This is a genomic window from Streptomyces yongxingensis (assembly GCF_055597465.1).
On sequence record NZ_CM145717.1, the window covers coordinates 6,479,026 to 6,496,967 of the forward strand.

General features: G+C 70.4%; 16 protein-coding genes, 1 tRNA gene and 1 riboswitch. Of the genes, 12 read left to right on the forward strand and 5 right to left on the reverse strand.

The annotated features are described in order from the left end of the window. The first annotated feature begins 179 nt into the window (after positions 1–179). The 9 genes from ACZ6TD_RS28030 (at position 180) to ACZ6TD_RS28070 (ending at position 9,325) form a co-directional block, all read left to right on the forward strand. Complete coding sequence (locus ACZ6TD_RS28030; RefSeq protein WP_471342578.1) at positions 180–1,181, forward strand: transglycosylase family protein; 1,002 nt, start codon at positions 180–182, stop codon at positions 1,179–1,181. A 254-nt stretch (positions 1,182–1,435) separates the two neighbouring features. Beyond that, positions 1,436–1,603: riboswitch (cyclic di-AMP (ydaO/yuaA leader) on the forward strand. Positions 1,604–1,609: 6 nt separating this feature from the next. Next, the gene (locus ACZ6TD_RS28035) at positions 1,610–2,308 is read left to right on the forward strand and encodes a transglycosylase family protein (protein WP_471342579.1); all 699 of its coding nucleotides are present in this window, start codon (positions 1,610–1,612) and stop codon (positions 2,306–2,308) included. Positions 2,309–2,573: 265 nt separating this feature from the next. Further along, positions 2,574–3,854: a phosphopyruvate hydratase gene (eno, locus tag ACZ6TD_RS28040; RefSeq protein WP_191069721.1), complete on the forward strand. Its 1,281-nt coding sequence runs from the start codon at positions 2,574–2,576 to the stop codon at positions 3,852–3,854. A 104-nt stretch (positions 3,855–3,958) separates the two neighbouring features. Then, positions 3,959–4,441: an FtsB family cell division protein gene (locus ACZ6TD_RS28045; RefSeq protein ID WP_471342581.1), complete on the forward strand. Its 483-nt coding sequence runs from the start codon at positions 3,959–3,961 to the stop codon at positions 4,439–4,441. 71 nt (positions 4,442–4,512) lie between these two features. Continuing rightward, positions 4,513–5,055 carry a DUF501 domain-containing protein gene (locus ACZ6TD_RS28050; protein ID WP_471342582.1) on the forward strand — a complete coding sequence of 181 codons (543 nt, stop codon included), beginning with the start codon at positions 4,513–4,515 and terminating at the stop codon, positions 5,053–5,055. Continuing rightward, positions 5,052–6,014 (forward strand): Ppx/GppA phosphatase family protein, encoded by a 963-nt coding sequence (locus ACZ6TD_RS28055; protein WP_471342584.1) that lies wholly within the window; start codon positions 5,052–5,054, stop codon positions 6,012–6,014. Before ACZ6TD_RS28050 ends, ACZ6TD_RS28055 begins: the two co-directional genes overlap by 4 nt. 104 nt (positions 6,015–6,118) lie before the next feature. Next, the gene (locus tag ACZ6TD_RS28060; RefSeq protein WP_471342585.1) at positions 6,119–6,280 is read left to right on the forward strand and encodes a hypothetical protein; all 162 of its coding nucleotides are present in this window, start codon (positions 6,119–6,121) and stop codon (positions 6,278–6,280) included. A 128-nt stretch (positions 6,281–6,408) separates the two neighbouring features. After that, a complete protein-coding gene (locus tag ACZ6TD_RS28065; protein ID WP_471342586.1) occupies positions 6,409–7,788 on the forward strand; it encodes an NAD(P)/FAD-dependent oxidoreductase in 1,380 nt (459 codons plus the stop codon). Between the two features lie 223 nt (positions 7,789–8,011). Beyond that, positions 8,012–9,325, forward strand: a complete 1,314-nt coding sequence (locus tag ACZ6TD_RS28070; RefSeq protein ID WP_471342587.1) for a class I SAM-dependent methyltransferase — start codon at positions 8,012–8,014, stop codon at positions 9,323–9,325. A 100-nt stretch (positions 9,326–9,425) separates the two neighbouring features. Here the strand turns inward: ACZ6TD_RS28070 and ACZ6TD_RS28075 are convergent, their stop codons facing one another. Then, positions 9,426–11,966 (reverse strand): ABC transporter permease, encoded by a 2,541-nt coding sequence (locus ACZ6TD_RS28075; protein ID WP_471342589.1) that lies wholly within the window; start codon positions 11,964–11,966, stop codon positions 9,426–9,428. A 228-nt stretch (positions 11,967–12,194) separates the two neighbouring features. Continuing rightward, on the reverse strand, positions 12,195–12,977 hold the full coding sequence (locus ACZ6TD_RS28080) for an ABC transporter ATP-binding protein (RefSeq protein ID WP_471342590.1): 783 nt from the start codon (positions 12,975–12,977) through the stop codon (positions 12,195–12,197). Positions 12,978–13,380: 403 nt separating this feature from the next. Here ACZ6TD_RS28080 and ACZ6TD_RS28085 point away from each other — a divergent pair. Together ACZ6TD_RS28085 and ACZ6TD_RS28090 are read left to right on the forward strand one after the other, a co-directional pair. Continuing rightward, positions 13,381–13,463, forward strand: a tRNA-Leu gene (locus ACZ6TD_RS28085). Between the two features lie 185 nt (positions 13,464–13,648). Continuing rightward, positions 13,649–14,545, forward strand: coding sequence for a Bax inhibitor-1/YccA family protein (locus ACZ6TD_RS28090; RefSeq protein ID WP_471342591.1), 897 nt, complete (start codon positions 13,649–13,651; stop codon positions 14,543–14,545). A gap of 152 nt (positions 14,546–14,697) precedes the next feature. Here ACZ6TD_RS28090 and ACZ6TD_RS28095 read toward each other — a convergent pair whose 3' ends face one another. Beyond that, entirely contained in the window at positions 14,698–14,928 is a 231-nt protein-coding gene (locus ACZ6TD_RS28095) for a DUF4287 domain-containing protein (protein WP_037954490.1), read from the reverse strand. A 119-nt stretch (positions 14,929–15,047) separates the two neighbouring features. Here ACZ6TD_RS28095 and ACZ6TD_RS28100 point away from each other — a divergent pair, with 119 nt between their 5' ends. Next, positions 15,048–15,389 carry a hypothetical protein gene (locus ACZ6TD_RS28100; protein WP_471342593.1) on the forward strand — a complete coding sequence of 114 codons (342 nt, stop codon included), beginning with the start codon at positions 15,048–15,050 and terminating at the stop codon, positions 15,387–15,389. A 36-nt stretch (positions 15,390–15,425) separates the two neighbouring features. Here ACZ6TD_RS28100 and ACZ6TD_RS28105 read toward each other — a convergent pair whose 3' ends face one another. Then, positions 15,426–16,364: a hypothetical protein gene (locus ACZ6TD_RS28105; RefSeq protein ID WP_471342595.1), complete on the reverse strand. Its 939-nt coding sequence runs from the start codon at positions 16,362–16,364 to the stop codon at positions 15,426–15,428. Positions 16,365–16,636: 272 nt separating this feature from the next. After that, positions 16,637–17,857 carry an acetyl-CoA C-acetyltransferase gene (locus ACZ6TD_RS28110; protein WP_470012556.1) on the reverse strand — a complete coding sequence of 407 codons (1,221 nt, stop codon included), beginning with the start codon at positions 17,855–17,857 and terminating at the stop codon, positions 16,637–16,639. Positions 17,858–17,942: the final 85 nt, after the last annotated feature.

A 17,942-nucleotide genomic window follows, 5' to 3' on the forward strand; every position in this document is an offset into this window, starting at 1 on the left:
AGAGACGGGCGTCCGGGACCCCCAAGGCCCGTACGGCCGGACATACGTGACGAATCATCAGCCGTGTGACCTTGGCGTGACCTGGGATACATCGCCTTGTGATGATCGAGTGCCCTCGCTATGTTCACCGGCAAACCTTGTCGCCATAGCGCCATAGCGCCATAGGAGAGGTCAATCGCATGCGTTCCGGTAATGGTCGACACCGTCGCCCCCGTCAGGCCCCGGCCATCATCGTCGCGGCGGGGGTCACGGGAGCGGGCCTCGCCATGCCCCTCTTCGGGGCGGCCGGCGCACAGGCCGCCCAGACCACCACATGGGATCACGTCGCCGAGTGCGAGAGCGGCGGTATGTGGAGCGCCAACGAGGGCAACGGCTTCTACGGCGGGCTCCAGCTCACCCTCGACATGTGGAAGAAGTACGGCGGCACGGAGTACGCCCCGCGCCCCGACCTCGCCAGCCGCTCCCAGCAGATATCCGTCGCCGAGGCGATCCTCGGTGACCGCGGCCCCGACGCCTGGCCGAGCTGTGCGCTGGGCGCCGGGCTCACCGACGGCGGCGGCGCCCCCGATGTGGACCCCGGCAGCACGGCCACCCCGGACCGGGGGACGGGTCGCGGCGGGGACGACCCGGGGGACCGGGGGCGGGACGGCTCCTCCTCGGACGCGGACCGTCCGGGGACGTCCGACAGCGCGGACAAGCCGGACGCGCCGGACGCGTCCGGGTCGGCCGAGGACCCGGAGGCGCCCCACACCTCCAAGTCCCCCGACGGTCTGGACGGCTCCGCGTCGGACGACCCGGCGTCGGACGGCCCCTCGGACTCGGACAGCCCCTCGGCGTCGGACGGCTCCAGGACTCCCTCGGCGGACCCCTCCGCCGACCCGGCGCCCTCCGGCCGCCACCGCGGCGCCCCGGACGCCGGGGAGCGGGCCGACGACGACGATGCGGGGAGCGCACGGCCCTCCGGGCGCCATGCCTCGCGCGGCGCTTCGGACCGCGACGGGAGCTCCACGGACGACGATTACACCGTTCGCCCCGGTGACAACCTGTCAGGAATCGCCGAGCACCAGAATGTGTCCCGGGGTTGGGAAGGGCTCTACGAAACCAACGAGGACCTCATCGGAACCGACCCCGATCTGATCATCCCTGGTCAGCGACTTGACCTCACCATCAGGGAGCAGTGATTCGGGGGGAATTGCCCGATCTGGACCCGGTGAGACATACATCTCGTCACATCTTCCGGGCCGCACCTCGTGTCCGATCCCTCCTCACCCGGCCCCACCTGCGCCGATGTGGGCCGGGTGAGATCAATTACAGCCCCATTCGCTGCCCTTGGGGTGTTTGAACGTTCTTGGAAGGTGTGTTTACCGTCTTTCCGCTCGCCACCGCGGGCACCGTCGATCGTCACGCCGAATCCTGCCGGCGGTCGGGGGGAACCGACGCGTCAGCGCCGAAGGCAGGAGCGGGGGACCCAAGGTAGGTGCCGAATGGCCTGTGGAAACGGGCTCGTCGGCTAGGGGTGAAGCCGGGAGCGACCATCGCGACCGGCCGGGCAACTCACGTCCGAACCCGACAGCTCACCTCGTAGGCGTCGGTGAGGAAACGAACCAAAATGCTCAAGTCCAACGGGAAGCACCGCCGCCCCTCCAAGGCCACCCGTATCGCCGCGCTCACCGGTCTCGCCGGTGCCGCCGTGGCGGCACCGCTCATCGGGGCGACCTCCGCCTCGGCGGCCACCACCTCCCAGTGGGACCAGGTCGCGCAGTGTGAGTCCGGTGGCAACTGGTCGATCAACACCGGCAACGGCTACTACGGCGGCCTGCAGTTCTCGAGCTCCACCTGGGCCGCCTACGGCGGCACGGCCTACGCCTCCACCGCGGACAAGGCCAGCAAGGCCCAGCAGATCCAGATCGCCGAGAAGGTCCTGGGCAGCCAGGGCAAGGGCGCCTGGCCGGTCTGCGGCAAGGGTCTGACCTCCGGCGGCAGCCCGTCCGCCCCGTCCGCGCCCTCCGGCTCGCAGAGCCAGTCCTCGCCGACCACCAAGTCGGCCCCGGCCGCCAAGCCGGCCCAGCCGAAGGCCCAGCCGAAGGCGCAGCCGCACACCGCGCCCGAGCCCGCCGCGCGGCACCAGACCCGTGGCCCGATCAAGAAGGGTGACGGCGAGTACAAGGTCAAGTCCGGCGACACCCTCGGCAAGATCGCCAAGGCCCACGACGTCAAGGGCGGCTGGAAGAAGCTCTTCGAGCTGAACAAGGACATCGTGGAGCAGGCCGACCTGATCTTCCCGGGCCAGCAGCTGCACCTCCGCTGAGCCACGGTCACGGCCCCGGCCCGAGGACTCCCCCCGAGGACCTCTCCTGAGGCCGGCCGCGAGAGACGAGCCCCGGCCGGGCGTGCCGCCCACTATGGCGCGCCCCGCCGGGGCTTTCCCAATGCGCAAGAAATCTGGATTTTTGATCCAGAATCTGGCTTTTTGTGTCACGCCCCCGTCTCGTGGGGCGGGCGAACGCGGGGCGCAGCCCTCCCGGCCCGTTAGGCTCGTGCTGCTACCGCAGACCCATACGAAGGAGAACCTCGTGCCGTCCATCGACGTCGTCGTAGCTCGCGAGATCCTCGACTCGCGAGGCAACCCCACGGTCGAGGTCGAGGTTGGCCTCGACGACGGCAGCACCGGCCGTGCCGCCGTGCCGTCCGGCGCCTCCACCGGCGCCTTCGAGGCCCTCGAGCTCCGTGACGGCGACAAGAACCGCTACAACGGCAAGGGCGTGGAGAAGGCCGTCCTCGCCGTGATCGAGCAGATCGGCCCCGAGCTGGTCGGCTATGACGCCACCGAGCAGCGGCTGATCGACCAGGCGATGTTCGACCTGGACGCCACCCCGGACAAGTCCTCGCTCGGCGCCAACGCGATCCTCGGCGTCTCCCTCGCCGTCGCGCACGCCGCCTCCGAGGCGTCCGACCTCCCCCTCTTCCGTTACCTCGGCGGCCCGAACGCCCATCTGCTGCCGGTGCCGATGATGAACATCCTCAACGGCGGGTCGCACGCCGACTCCAATGTGGACATCCAGGAGTTCATGATCGCGCCCGTGGGCGCGGAGTCCTTCTCCGAGGCCCTGCGCTGGGGCGCCGAGGTCTACCACACCCTGAAGTCCGTGCTGAAGGAGCGCGGCCTGTCCACCGGCCTCGGCGACGAGGGCGGTTTCGCGCCGAACCTCGGCTCCAACCGCGAGGCCCTCGACCTGATCGTCGAGGCGATCAAGAAGGCCGGCTACCAGCCGGGCCAGGACATCGCGCTCGCGCTGGACGTCGCCGCCTCCGAGTTCTACAAGGACGGCACGTACCAGTTCGAGGGCCAGTCCCGCTCCGCCGCCGAGATGACCTCGTACTACGCCGAGCTGGTCGCCGCGTACCCGCTGGTCTCCATCGAGGACCCGCTGAACGAGGAGGACTGGGACGGCTGGAAGACCATCACCGAGCAGCTCGGCGACAAGGTCCAGCTGGTCGGCGACGACCTCTTCGTCACCAACCCCGAGCGGCTGTCCCGCGGCATCGACAGCGACACCGCGAACGCCCTGCTGGTCAAGGTCAACCAGATCGGCTCGCTGACCGAGACCCTCGACGCGGTCGAGCTGGCCCAGCGCAACGGCTACAAGTGCATGATGTCGCACCGCTCCGGTGAGACCGAGGACGTCACCATCGCCGACCTGGCCGTCGCCACCAACTGCGGCCAGATCAAGACCGGCGCCCCGGCCCGCTCCGAGCGGGTGGCCAAGTACAACCAGCTGCTGCGCATCGAGGAGATCCTCGACGACGCCGCCGTGTACGCGGGCCGTTCCGCCTTCCCGCGCTTCAAGGGCTGAGCGGACACGTCTGACGCCCGTCCCCGGCCGCGGTCCCGTACCGTGGCCGGGGACGGCGCCGCTCGACGGCGTTACCCAAGCGAAGTCACCACCGGGGAGGCGACGTGCCGGCGGATCGGGAACGGTTCTCCACCGCGACCAGGCTCAAGGCGCTCGGCGAGCACGCCGCCGCCCGGGTCTACCGCGTGCGCACCAAGCGCCGCCGCGGCCGGCTGACCGGCCGGGCCGCCCTGCTCGCGCTGGTCGTCTGCTCCCTCGTCGTGGCGCTCGCCTATCCGATGCGGCAGTACATCTCCCAGCGCTCCGACATCGCCGAGCAGCGGCACGAGGCCGAGCGGGCCCGCGAGGACGTGAAGAAGCTGCGGGAGCGGAAGGCCCGGCTGCGCGACCCCGCCTACACCGAGCAGCAGGCCCGGGAGCGGCTGCACTTCCTGATGCCGGGGGAGACCGGCTACAGCGTGGTGGACGGCGCCGGCCTCACCGAGCACTCCACCGACCGGGGCGCGGCCGGCCGCCCCTGGTACACCAACCTCTGGGACGCCGTGGACACGGCGGACGCGGCGGGGGCGGGCAGCGCGCGCCGCTGAGGCGCCGCGCTCCGGCCGCCGGCCGCACCCGGTGTTCGAACCGAAACGAAGAAGAAGAACTTTCCAAACTCATGGATACGCCCCCGCCCCAGACGGAGCCCACCGCGCCCACCGACGCGGACATCCACGCCGTACGGGAGCAGCTCAACCGCGTGCCCCGGGGCCTGCGCGCGGTTCAGCACCGCTGCCCCTGCGGCAATCCGGACGTCGTGGAGACCGCGCCGCGGCTCGAGGACGGTACGCCCTTCCCCACCCTCTACTACCTGACCTGTCCGCGCGCCGCGTCCGCGATCGGCACGCTGGAGGCCGAGGGCGTGATGAAGGAGATGACGGCCCGGCTGGGCACCGACCCCGAGCTGGCCGCCGCCTACCGCGCCGCCCACGAGGACTACATCGCGCGCCGCGACACCATCGAGGTGCTCCAGGGCTTCCCCAGCGCGGGCGGGATGCCGGACCGGGTGAAGTGCCTGCACGTGCTGGTCGCCCACTCCCTCGCGGCCGGCCCCGGGGTCAATCCGCTCGGGGACGAGGCGATCGCGATGCTGCCTGAGTGGTGGCGCAAGGGCCCGTGCGTCGCGCCCTGCGCCGCCTCGGCCGAGGAGGAGAGCGCATGACCCGCGTGGCGGCCGTGGACTGCGGCACCAATTCGATCCGGCTGCTGGTCGCCGACGCCGACCCGGACACCGGCGAGCTGACCGAGCTGGACCGCCGGATGACGATCGTCCGGCTGGGCCAGGGCGTGGACCGCACCGGGCGGCTGGCCCCCGAGGCGCTGGAGCGCACCTTCGCCGCGTGCCGGGAGTACGCGGAGGTCATACGCGGGCTGGGCGCCGAGCGCGTCCGCTTCGTCGCCACTTCGGCCTCGCGGGACGCCGAGAACCGCGAGGAGTTCGTGCGCGGGGTCGTGGAGATCCTGGGCGTCGAGCCCGAGGTGATCACCGGCGATCAGGAGGCGGCGTTCTCCTTCACCGGCGCGACCAAGGAGCTGACCGGCCATGAGCATCTGAGCGGTCCGTTCCTGGTGGTGGACATCGGCGGCGGCTCGACGGAGTTCGTCAGCGGCGACGACGGGGTGCGGGCGGCCCGCAGCGTCGACGTCGGCTGTGTGCGGCTGACGGAGCGGCATCTCATCGTCAAGGGTCAAGTGACCGATCCGCCAACGGCCGGTCAGATCAGTGCCATCAAAGCGGATATCGGCCGGGCGCTGGACCTGGCCGGGGAAACCGTGCCCCTCACCGGGGTCTGCCGCCCGGACGGGGGCGGGCACACCCTGGTCGGGCTGGCCGGTTCGGTCACCACCATCGCCGCCATCGCGCTGGGGCTGGCGGAGTACGACCCGGCCGCCATCCATCACGCGAGGATTCGAGCCGATCATGTCGACGAGATCGTGGGCAAGCTGCTGACCTCGACTCATACCGAACGGGCGGCCCTCGGGGCGATGCATCCGGGCCGCGTCGACGTGATCGCGGCGGGCGCCCTCGTGCTCCTTTCGATCATGGAAAGGACCGGCGCCGAGGAGGTTGTGGTGAGCGAACACGACATCCTCGACGGCATCGCGTGGAGCATCGCCTGAGCGGGATCGATAGCGTATGAGCGGCTGCGGAGGGCTCCTCGGGGGCCTTTCGCTGATGGCCGCCAAAAGAGTTCGTGAAATCCTTCACATGAAAAAATTGCCTGGTGGCCGCCTTCTGGGGCGCACCCGGCCCTCTTTTGGTGATGGTGTTCAACAAGTGGCGGATCATGGACCGGGTCGTCCGGTGCGACAGGCCGGCCGGGAACCTCGTGGTCTACTCCCGCGTTCAGCGACTGTCGCTGCTCAGAGCACTGGGAACGTCGTGATCCGCTTACTGGTTCCCCCGCGGAACTATGGCGTCGATCACGGGGGCGGCGGAGTGTAGCAGATACCCCCACATTGCTTGTGAAGGGGCTCACGAGGTCCCCCCTGTGGGGTGCTGGATACTCGAAACATGAGCACCACGGAGCGTCCCAGGATCCTCGTTGTAGGCGGTGGGTACGTTGGCCTGTACGCGGCGCGCCGCATTCTGAAGAAGATGCGGTACGGCGAGGCGACCGTCACGGTCGTCGATCCCCGCTCGTACATGACGTACCAGCCCTTCCTCCCCGAAGCTGCGGCCGGCAGCATCTCCCCGCGCCACGTCGTGGTTCCGCTGCGGCGCGTGCTCCCCAAGGCGGAGGTCCTCACCGGCCGCGTGTCGACCATCGACCAGGACCGCAAGGTCGCCGTCGTCCAGCCGCTCGTCGGCGAGACGTACGAGCTGCCCTTCGACTACCTGGTCGTCGCCCTCGGCGCGGTCTCCCGCACCTTCCCGATTCCCGGTCTCGCGGAGAACGGTATCGGTATGAAGGGCATAGAGGAGGCCATCGGCCTCCGCAACCACGTCCTCGAGCAGCTCGACAAGGCCGACTCCACCACGGACGAGGAGATCCGCCGCAAGGCGCTCACCTTCGTCTTCGTCGGCGGTGGCTTCGCCGGCGCGGAGACCATCGGCGAGGTCGAGGACATGGCCCGCGACGCGGCCAAGTACTACCCGAACGTGAAGCGCGAGGACATGCGCTTCATCCTCGTCGACGCCGCCGACAAGATCCTCCCCGAGGTGGGCCCGAAGCTGGGCAAGTGGGGTCTGGAGCACCTGCAGAAGCGCGGTGTCGAGGTCTACCTCGAGACCTCGATGAACTCCTGCGTCGACGGCCATGTCGTCCTCAAGAACGGCCTCGAGGTCGACTCCAGCACCATCGTGTGGACCGCGGGCGTCAAGCCCAACCCGGCGCTGGCCCGGTTCGGCCTCCCGCTCGGCCCGCGCGGCCATGTGGACACCGCCCCGACCCTCCAGGTCCAGGGCAGCGACTACATCTGGGCCGCCGGTGACAACGCGCAGGTCCCGGACCTCGCCACCGGCGAGGGCGCCTGGTGCCCGCCGAACGCCCAGCACGCGCTGCGCCAGGCCAAGGTCCTCGGTGACAACGTGGTCTCCGGTATGCGGGGCTTCCCGCAGAAGGACTACAAGCACGCCAACAAGGGCGCCGTCGCGGGCCTGGGCCTCCACAAGGGCGTCGCGATGATCGTCTTCGGCAAGATGAAGATCAAGCTGAAGGGCCGCCTGGCCTGGTACATGCACCGTGGCTACCACGGCATGGCCATGCCGACCTTCAACCGCAAGATCCGGGTGCTCGCCGACTGGACGCTGGGGATGTTCCTCAAGCGCGAGGTCGTCTCGCTCGGCGCCATCGAGAACCCCCGCGAGGAGTTCTACGAGGCCGCCTCCCCGGTCAGCGCCGCCACCGCGGCCAAGCCGGCGGCCCCGGCCGAGAAGGCCAAGGCGTCCTGACCCTACGGGCCCGACCCTATGGGTCCGACCCGCACAACTGACGCCGAGGGCGTCCGCCATCCGTGGGGCGGACGCCCTTACGTCTGCCCTCGGATGCCCTCCGATGGCCCGCTTTTTGAAGCTGTTTTGCCGATTCCAGACGTGTCGGCGGGACTGTACGGCGGGTTCCATGGTGTTTACGTGGTGAGTGAATCTTCCTGACTCGCCATCACGGAGGTGCGACATGGCCGACGCCGCTGGGCGGATCGCCACCCTGGCCGAGGAGGTGCTGGGAACCCCCCTCCCGATCCGCGTCCGCGCCTGGGACCACAGCGAGACCGGTCCGCCCGGCGCGCCCACCCTGGTCATCCGGCGCCGCCGGGCGCTGCGCAGGATCCTGTGGCGGCCGGGCGAGCTGGGCCTGGCCCGCGCCTGGGTCGCCGGGGACCTTGATGTCGAGGGCGATCTGTACGAGGCCCTGGACCGGCTGTCCGGGCTGCTGTGGGAGCGCGGCCCCGCCACCGCGCCGCGGTCCCGGCTCCTCACCGGCCTCCAGGCGCTGCGCGACCCCGCGCTGCGCACCGCAGCCCGGGAGATGATCGCGCTCGCCGGGCCGGGGCTGCCGCCGCCCCCGCCGCGCGAGGAGGCCCGGCCCACCTTCGGTTCGCTGCACTCCCTGCGCCGCGACCGTAAGGCCATCAGCCACCACTACGACGTCGGCAACGACTTCTACGAGCTGGTGCTCGGCCCCTCGATGGTCTACTCCTGCGCCTACTGGGACCGGGCGGACTCCACGCTGGAGGAGGCCCAGCGCGCCAAGCTGGACCTGGTCTGCCGCAAGCTGGCCCTGAAGCCCGGCCAGCGGCTGCTGGACGTGGGGTGCGGCTGGGGCTCGATGGTGCTGCACGCGGCACGCGAGTACGGGGTGCGTGCCGTCGGCGTCACGCTCTCCGAGGAGCAGGCGGCGTACGCCCGTAAGCGCATCGCGGACGCCGGGCTCACCGACCAGGTGGAGATCCGGGTCCAGGACTACCGCGAGGTGCCGGACGGGCCCTACGACGCCATCTCCTCGATCGGCATGGCCGAGCACGTGGGCGCCGTGCGGTACGCCGAGTACGCCGCCATCCTGCACCGGCTGCTGCGGCCCGGCGGGCGGCTGCTCAACCACCAGATCGCCCGGCGCCCCCAGCCGGACGAAGAGGCGTACCACGTGGACGAGTTCATCGACCGCTATGTTTTCCCCGACGGTGAGCTCGCCCCGGTCGGCCGGACCGTGGCCCAGCTGGAGGAGGCGGGCTTCGAGGTGCGCGACGTGGAGGCCATCCGCGAGCACTACGCGCTCACGCTGCGCCGCTGGGTCGCCAACCTGGAGCGGTCCTGGAGCCAGGCCGTGCGGCTGACCTCCCCGGGCCGGGCCCGGGTCTGGCGGCTCTACATGGCGGCCTCCGCCCTCTCCTTCGAGCGCAACCGGATCGGGGTCAACCAGGTCCTCGCCGTCCGCACCCCCGAGGGCGGGGCCTCGGGGCTTCCGCTGCGCGCCCGCGACTGGCGCGGCTGAAGGCGACTGAAAGCGGCCACAACGCGGACGTCCCCGCCCGCCCCTCTCGGGGGCGGACGGGGACGTCCCGTGTCCGGCTCGCCGCTGTTCGGCTGTGCGGCTATTCGGCCTTGATGGCGGCCAGCATGTTGAGCTTGGAGGCCCGCCGGGCCGGCCACAGCGCCGCGATCGCGCCCACGAACGCCGCCATCAGCAGGAACAGGCCCATCCGGCCCCACGGCAGCACCAGCTCGTAGCTCGGCAGCTCGGTGGCGATCAGCTCACCGACCGCCCAGCCGAAGAAGACGCCGAGGCCGAGACCGAGCACCCCGCCGAAGAGCGAGATGACCAGCGACTCCAGCCGGACCATCCGCTTGATGCCGGCGCGGTCCAGCCCGATGGCCCGCAGCATGCCGATCTCCTTGGACCGCTCGAAGACCGACATCGCCAGGGTGTTGATGACACCGAGCACCGCGACGATCACGGCCATGGCGAGCAGCCCGTAGAGCATGTTCAGCATCAGGGTGAAGGCGCTGGCGATCTCGTCGGAGGTGTCCTGCTTGTTCTGGATCTTGATCGCCGGGTTCTCGCCGAGCGTCTTCTTCAGCAGGTCCTTGTTGTTCTCCGTGGCGCCGCCCTTGGTCTTCAGCATCACCTGGAAGTCCGCGACGGTGGCCATGTGCGGGGTGACCGTGGCGTTGTCGACCATGACCCCGCGGATCATCTGGTTGCCCTCGTAGACACCGCCCACGGTCAGCTTGCCGCTGCGACCGTCCTCGTAGGTCACCGGGATGGTGGAGCCGACCTTCCAGTGGTGCTCGTCGGCGATCTTGTCGTCGATGAGGGCCTTGGTGCCCCCGAGCGCGGCGAACGAGCCCTCGGTGAAGTCCACCTTCACCAGGTCCTTGATGGCCTTCGGGTCGACACCCGTCAGGGAGTCGGAGTCGCCGGCGACCCGGGCCGGGGAGCTGCGCAGCGGGCTGATCGTGCTGACCTCGGGCAGCTTCGCCAGGGTCTTGGACACCTCGGGCGACAGCGGCCGCGCGCCGGTCCCGCCCATGCTGACGACGTAGTCGGACTTCAGCCCGTCGGCCGCCATCTTGTCGATCCCCTTCTGCATGGATCCCGCGATCACCGTCATACCGGTGATCAGGGTGAGACCCACCATCAGGGCGGAGGCGGTGGCGGCGGTGCGGCGCGGGTTGCGCACCGCGTTCTGCCGGGCCAGCTTGCCGGGCATCCCGAAGATCCGCAGCACCGGGCCGGCGGCCGCGATCAGCGGCCGGGACAGCAGCGGGGTGAGCACGAAGACGCCGATCACCAGGACGACCGCGCCGAAGCCCATCGGGCCCTGGCCGTCGCCACCCATGCCCGCACCGGCCACCACCAGCGCGGCACCGCCCGCGGCGAGGATCGCGCCGATGGTGTTGCGGACCACCAGACCGCGGGTGGTCGGCGGGGCGTGCACGCTGTTCATCGCGGCGACCGGCGGGATCTTGGCGGCGCGGCGGCCGGGCAGCCAGGCGGAGAGCACGGTCACCACGACGCCCACGAGTACCGAGACCAGCACGGTGGTCGGCGCGACGACCAGCGGACCGTCCGGGACCCTGGCCCCGGTGGAGTTGAGCACCGAGCGCAGCACGGCGCCGATGCCGACACCGGCGATGAGGCCCACCACGGCCGCGACGGCGCCCACGACGGTGGCCTCGATGAGCACCGAGCGGGTGACCTGACGGCGGGTCGCGCCCACCGCGCGCATCAGGGCGAGCTCCCTGGTGCGCTGGGCGACCAGCATGGAGAAGGTGTTGACGATGATGAAGATGCCGACGAAGAGCGCGATCCCGGCGAACACCAGCATCGCGGTCTGCATGCTGCTCATGCCGTCTTCGATCGCCTTGGCCTGGTCCTTGGCGAGCTTCTTGGCGGTGTCGGCCTTGGCCTGCTCGGGCAGGATCTTGTCGATCGACGACTTCAGGGCGGCCTGCGAGGTGCCCGGGGCGGCCTTCACATCGATCTCGTCGAACTGCCCGGGCTTGCCCAACAGCTTCTGCGCGGTGGCCGTGTCGTACAGCGCGAGGGTGCCGCCCGCCGCGACAGTGCCGTCGTCGGTGGTGAAGACGCCGACGACCTTCTGGGTGCGCACCGGGCCGTCGACGGACACCCGGATGGAGTCCCCGGCCTTGTAGTGGCCGCGCTCGGCGGTCCTGGAGTCGAGCGCGATCTCACCCGCGGCCTTGGGGGCGCGGCCCTCGGTCATCGTGTACCGGGAGTCCTTGCCGTCGGCGCCCGGGTAGTAGTTGCCACCGCGGTTGGAGAAGCCGCCGCCGATCAGGTCGCCCTTCTTGTCGGCGAGGGCGGAGTAGCCCTGCACCACCCCGTAGGCGGAGGCGGCGCCGGGCGCCTTGGACGCCTTGTCCAGCAGTTGCTGGCTCAGCCGGGGCGCGTCACCGGGGTTGGCGGAGTCGTCGTCCTTCTTGTCGGGGGTGATGGCGACGTCGACGCCCTCGAACCCCTTCTGAGAGCTCTTCTGGTAGGCGTCGGAGATGGTGTTGGTGAAGACCAGGGTGCCGGCGACGAAGGCCACGCCGAGCATCACGGCGAGCACGGTCATCAGCAACCGGGCCTTGTGCGCAAGCACATTGCGCAGGGCTGTACGGAGCATGAGGTGTCAGTCCTGAAGGGGTGGAGTGGGGGAGTGCGAGGCGGCGCTGCGAGTGAGCCGAAGGGGCGCGCCCCTGTCAAAAGGGAGAGCGCGCGGAGGCCCTGAGGCTGCGATCGATATGCGGCTGCCGCCGCGCGCAAGGGCCGAGCACGGTCGACCGTCGACAGGGGCTTTGGCGCCCCGGAGGCGCACCGAGTCTTAAGAGGGGAGACGGGCGCGCGCTCCGCGTCAGCTCGTGCGGCCCTTGGCGTCGAAGCGCTTCATGCGGTCCAGTACCGAGTCGGCGGTCGGGTTGCGCAGCTCGTCCACGATCTGGCCGTCGGCGAGGAAGACCACCCGATCGGAGTAGGACGCGGCGACCGGGTCATGGGTCACCATCACGATCGTCTGGCCCAGCTCCCGCACCGAGTTGCGGAGGAAGCCCAGGACCTCGGCGCCGGAGCGGGAGTCCAGGTTGCCGGTCGGCTCGTCGGCGAAGATGATCTCCGGCTGGCCGGCCAGGGCGCGGGCCACCGCGACGCGCTGCTGCTGACCACCCGACAGCTGGTTGGGACGGTGCTTGAGCCGCCCGGCCAGACCGACCGTGGCCACCACCTGGTCCAGCCACGCCTGGTCGGCCTTGCGGCCCGCGATGTCCATCGGGAGGGTGATGTTCTCCAGCGCGTTCAGCGTCGGCAGCAGGTTGAACGCCTGGAAGATGAAGCCGATCTTGTCGCGGCGCAGCTGGGTGAGCTTCTTGTCCTTGAGCGTGGTCAGTTCGACATCGCCGATCTGGGCCGAGCCACTGGAGATGGTGTCGAGACCCGCCATGCAGTGCATCAGCGTGGACTTGCCGGAACCGGACGGGCCCATGATCGCGGTGAACTCCGCCTGGCGGAACTCGACGGAGACCGAATCCAGGGCGATTACCTGGGTCTCGCCCTCGCCGTAGACCTTGCTCAGGTCCGTGGCGCGGGCGGCCGCCGCGGTGGAGCGGGCGGCGGTTTCGACGCCGAAGGGGGTGGTGGTCACGGTGGATGACTCCTGTCGTGCTCTGCGGGAGTGGGCGGGACGTCACTCCATGGTTCCGGTTGTGAAGGGGCACGGGATCACCCCGTGCTCCGGTTCTCGTGGGGGTCGCGCGATGTAGGTGGTGGTGGCGGAGTCCTCCTTGAGGAGGAGAAGACGCCCCGTCCGGGACGTCGAGATTGCGTCAATCCCCAGTTAATGGGGGATCAGGGCATATCGGCAGGTCCAATGGACGTCGGCAACTTCGGGTACCCCGCCCCGCTGCTGATGCACCCTCAGTTGCCAATAAAATAAGACAACCTCGGTCCGTGGATTCACTGTGCGGGGGCATGTCCCCGGATAGGCTCGTGCTGCTCTCTTCCAGGGGAGGGCCGTATGCGCACCGTACGGCCCAGGGGGAACCGCTGCCCGGATGGTGGAATGCAGACACGGCGAGCTTAAACCTCGCTGCCCCTCGCGGGCGTACCGGTTCAAGTCCGGTTCCGGGCACCTTCAGATCCGGTGGGCGCACTCAGCGTGTGTGGATGGTCGCCCCAAGTGCGTGCGCGGGGCCCGCAGGGGCCTCGCGCGGCCTCTTCCTGCATGAAAAGATCCTCCTTGGGCACTAGGGTGCTTTCTTTGCTTACCCATTACTCTTGAGTCAAGGTCGCGCTCGGCGGCCACGGAGGAGTGAGATGAGGAGCAGCAACCCGGTCTTCTCGCGACGGGGGTTCAGCCGCAGCGGCGGCTACGCCGGTTTCGGCGCGGCGCCGCAGGCCGGGAGCCCCGCCGCCGGTCAGGCCAACCCGTACGCGGGCGGTAACCCGTACGCGCAGACACAGGCGCCCACGAACCCCTACGCGGCGGGCGACCAGCAGAATCTGACCCCCGAACAACTGCAGCAGATGTACGGCGCGCCGCCGGCGGGCCCGCTGCAGACCGGCCGGATGACGATGGACGACGTCGTCATGCGCACCGGTATGACCCTCGGTACCGTCATCGTCGCCGCCGCGGTCGCGTGGATCGCGCAGCTTCCGGTGGGCGTGGGCTTCGGCGCCGCGCTCGTGGCGATGGTGCTCGGCCTCGTCCAGTCGTTCAAGCGCACGGCCTCGCCCGCGCTGATCATGGGTTACGCCCTCTTCGAGGGTCTCTTCCTCGGCGTCATCAGCCAGGTGTACAACGAGCGCTGGTCCGGCATCCCGATGCAGGCCGTGCTCGGCACGATGGCCGTGTTCGTCGGTGTGCTCGTCGCGTACAAGACCCGCCTCATCCGGGTGAACGCGCGGTTCCAGCGCTTTGTGCTCGCCGCGGCCATCGGCTTCATCCTGCTGATGGCGGTCAACCTGCTGTTCGCCGCCTTCGGCGGCGGGGACGGCCTCGGCTTCCGCAGCGGCGGCCTCGGCATCGTCTTCGGCCTCGTCGGTGTGGTGCTCGGCGCGGCGTTCCTGGCGATGGACTTCAAGCAGGTCGAGGACGGTGTCCGGTACGGCGCTCCGCGCGAGGAGTCCTGGCTGGCCGCCTTCGGGCTGACGCTCTCGCTGGTGTGGATCTACCTGGAGCTGCTCCGGCTGATCTCGATCTTCAGGGACTAGCGACTGGCGTCTCTGAGCGTCACGCAGCACGTGGACAGCACGTAGAAGGGCCCGCGGAGGCGAAGACCTCCGCGGGCCCTTCTTCCTGTGCGGCTTAAGCCGCCCCTTTCGGGGGTGGGTCTGTCATACACGCTTCTGCCTCCGGGCAGCGGCTACAGCAGCTTGCGTGCCGCACGCCTCAAGTCGTGTTCATGGATGATGGCCTTCGCGTGGCCGTAGGCGAGCTGGTGCTCGCCGCGCAGCCAGCTGACCTTCTCTTCGAATCGGAAGAAAGCGGGGCCCTCGTCGACCGTGCGCAGCCAGTCGGCGACTTCACGGCCCGTGCACTGGGGGATGCGGGAGAGTAGGTTCCGGTGAGTCTCGTCGGAGAAGATTTGGGACATCGGCGCCTCCGGACGCTTCCATGCCGGACCCGGGTCCATGGCCCGGGTTTCCTTCAGCTCACCGTGCCTGAGTGTTCGCCCGTTGGCAACAGTCCCTCAGTGGCGCATACGCTCGGAGCGTGGATGATGTCACCCCCCTCCTGGCCGCCGTCGACCGGCTCGCCGACCGGTTGCGCGCCCTTCCGCAGTCCCGGCTGCGCGCGGGCGCGGCGGCCGAAGGACTGGCCCTGGCTAGGGAATTGTCGGTGCGCGCACAGCGGCTGGAGGAGCCGGGAACCCCGCCGCGGATCATGCCGGACGCGGGGCTGTTCGTGGTCGCCGACCAGGTGGCGGTGGCCGGACATGATTTGGTGCACGCGCTGGAGCGTGCGCCGGGTGGCGCCGGGGGCGGCGATACGGCGCGGGGGGCCGCCGAGGCCGTGGCGCTCGTGGCGGAGGCGGCGGGGCGCTGCGGCGTCTGAGAGCGCCGCTTACCGTGCGACGCCGCTTACCGTGCGTTACAGCGAGGCGATGACGCGGTCGGCGAGGACGTACACGTTCTCCTCGCCGCAACCGAACGTGAGCGCATAAGCGCCGGAGACGCCCGAGCCGCCGAGCAGCACCGGGGCCGTGCCCTCGCGCAGCGCGTCCGCCAGCCGCTCCGCGGTCTCCCGGTGGCCCGGGGTCATGCAGATCGTGGTGCCGTCGGCGAAGACGTAGACGTCGAGGGTGCCGAGGGGCCCGGGCCGCACATCGGACAGCGGGGTGCGGGCGTCGGCCAGCTCGGTGAGCCGGGTCACCGTACGGTCGTGGTCGGCGACGGGGGACGACGGGGTGAAGTCGGGGTGGGACGGATGGCGACGGCGGGCCGACGCCAGCTCGGCGGACTCCCGGGGCTCGGCCGCGGGCTCCGCCCCGGCGCCCAGCTCCAGCTCCACCTCGGACTCGACCTCGGGTTCCTGGTCCCCGGCGGAGTCCATGGCCTCGGGGCCCAGCGCGTCCAGCCCGAGCAGCGGTTCGAGCCCGGCCAGGTCGGCCTGGCGGGGCACGAAGAGCTGCGCGTCCTGGGGGGCGTCCTCGCCGAACCCGCCCGGCCCGCTCAGCAGCGAATGCGCGTCGGCCGCTCCGGCGGAGTCCCGGGCCTCCTGGGCGGCCCAGAACGCCCGCGCCTCGGCCAGCTCGCGCTCCCGCTCCTCGGCCAGCGCGTCGGCGACGGCCGCGCGTATCTCGTCGGCCGGGGTGGCGCGGGGTGCGGGCACCGTCGCGCCGCCCTCCTCGCCTCCGCCTCCGCCGCCGCCTCCGCCGCCCGTCCGGGCACCGGCGGCCACGGTGGCCGCGAGCTCGGCGCGCAGCTCACTGATCTGCCGGCGCACACCGCGCGCGGTGTGCAGGGCGGCCGCCCCTACGGCCGTGGCGGTCACCGCGGCCAGGAGGAGGGCAAGAGTCGTGGGGCTCACTGACGTACTCCCGGTTGGCTGTAGATCCCCCGAATTCCTACCTCAGCTTGAGGCTTATCGCCTCTCGACGTCAGTGCATACCATCACCAAATGGGCAGAATTCGGTACCGGGCGGGCCTTTGGTCACCGGTGCTGAGCTGGGCAGACGGCTCTCCCCCAGGACCTTTGTCACATCCTGGGGGAGATTCGGTCACGGCCCGGGCCGAACCAGTGTCGCAGACGCGCTACGACGCGGCCGCCCGGCCCGGCTCGGCGGATCGGCCCAGCTCATCTCAGCTCAGGCGCTCGATGACCATGGCCATGCCCTGGCCGCCACCGACGCACATGGTCTCCAGGCCGAACTGCTTGTCGTGGAACTGCAGCGAATTGATCAGCGTGCCGGTGATCCGGGCGCCGGTCATGCCGAAGGGGTGGCCCACGGCGATCGCGCCGCCGTTGACATTGAGGCGGTCCAGGTCGATGCCCAGATCGCGGTAGGACGGGATGACCTGCGCGGCGAACGCCTCGTTGATCTCCACCAGGTCGATGTCGCCGATCGACATCCCGGCGCGGGCCAGCGCCTGCTTGGACGCCTCGACCGGGCCGTAGCCCATGATCTCGGGGGAGAGGCCGGTGACACCGGTGGACACGATCCGGGCCAGCGGGGTCACGCCCAGCTCCCGCGCCTTGGTGTCGGACATGATCACCAGCGCCGCGGCGCCGTCGTTGAGCGGGCAGCAGTTGCCCGCGGTGATCCGGCCGTCGGGGCGGAAGACCGGCTTCAGGCCCTGCACCGCCTCCAGGGTGGTGCCCGCGCGGGGGCCGTCGTCCGTGCTGACGACCGTGCCGTCGGGAGTGGTCACCGGGGTGATCTCCCGCTCCCAGAAGCCCTTCTTGATGGCCTCCTCGGCGAGATTCTGGGACCGCACGCCGAACTCGTCCATCTCCTCGCGGGTGACCCCCTTGAGCCGGGCCAGGTTCTCGGCCGTCTGGCCCATCGCGATGTACGGGTCGGGCAGGAGATCGTCCTCGCGCGGGTCGTGCCAGTCGGAGCCCCCCTGCTCGGCGCGTGCGGCGGTACGGGCCTCGGCCTCCGCGAACACCGGGTTGTGGGTGTCCGGCAGCCCGTCCGAGGTGCCCTTCTTCGACCGCGAGACCATCTCGACGCCCGCCGAGATGAAGACGTCGCCCTCGCCCGCCTTGATGGCGTGCAGCGCCATCCGCGAGGTCTGGAGGGAGGAGGAGCAGTAGCGGGTGATCGTACAGCCGGGGAGGTGGTCCATCCCCATCTGCACGGCCACGATCCGCCCCAGGTTGTGCCCCTGCTCACCGCCCGGCAGCCCGCAGCCGAGCATCAGGTCGTCGATCTCGCGCGGGTCGAGCTCGGGGACCTTGGCGAGCGCGGCCTGGATGATCTCGGCGGTGAGATCGTCCGGCCGCAGATCCTTGAGCGAACCCTTGAAGGCGCGGCCGATGGGCGAACGGGCGGCAGAGACGATCACTGCTTCGGGCATCACGGCTCCATGGGGGCGGGGTGCGGGCGGGACTCCGAAGGGAAGTTACCCGTACGTATCGGCAGGGTCACGGGGTGCGGGCTGT

What these genes read in the sequence shown, in the direction of transcription:
- ACZ6TD_RS28090 (WP_471342591.1), top strand. Translation starts at nt 13,649, where the DNA reads ATGAGGAGCAGCAACCCGGTCTTCTCGCGACGGGGGTTCAGCCGCAGC.
- ACZ6TD_RS28095 (WP_037954490.1), bottom strand. Translation starts at nt 14,928, where the DNA reads ATGTCCCAAATCTTCTCCGACGAGACTCACCGGAACCTACTCTCCCGC.
- ACZ6TD_RS28055 (WP_471342584.1), top strand. Translation starts at nt 5,052, where the DNA reads ATGACCCGCGTGGCGGCCGTGGACTGCGGCACCAATTCGATCCGGCTG.
- ACZ6TD_RS28075 (WP_471342589.1), bottom strand. Translation starts at nt 11,966, where the DNA reads ATGCTCCGTACAGCCCTGCGCAATGTGCTTGCGCACAAGGCCCGGTTG.
- ACZ6TD_RS28030 (WP_471342578.1), top strand. Translation starts at nt 180, where the DNA reads ATGCGTTCCGGTAATGGTCGACACCGTCGCCCCCGTCAGGCCCCGGCC.
- ACZ6TD_RS28035 (WP_471342579.1), top strand. Translation starts at nt 1,610, where the DNA reads ATGCTCAAGTCCAACGGGAAGCACCGCCGCCCCTCCAAGGCCACCCGT.
- ACZ6TD_RS28050 (WP_471342582.1), top strand. Translation starts at nt 4,513, where the DNA reads ATGGATACGCCCCCGCCCCAGACGGAGCCCACCGCGCCCACCGACGCG.
- ACZ6TD_RS28070 (WP_471342587.1), top strand. Translation starts at nt 8,012, where the DNA reads ATGGCCGACGCCGCTGGGCGGATCGCCACCCTGGCCGAGGAGGTGCTG.
- ACZ6TD_RS28110 (WP_470012556.1), bottom strand. Translation starts at nt 17,857, where the DNA reads ATGCCCGAAGCAGTGATCGTCTCTGCCGCCCGTTCGCCCATCGGCCGC.
- ACZ6TD_RS28065 (WP_471342586.1), top strand. Translation starts at nt 6,409, where the DNA reads ATGAGCACCACGGAGCGTCCCAGGATCCTCGTTGTAGGCGGTGGGTAC.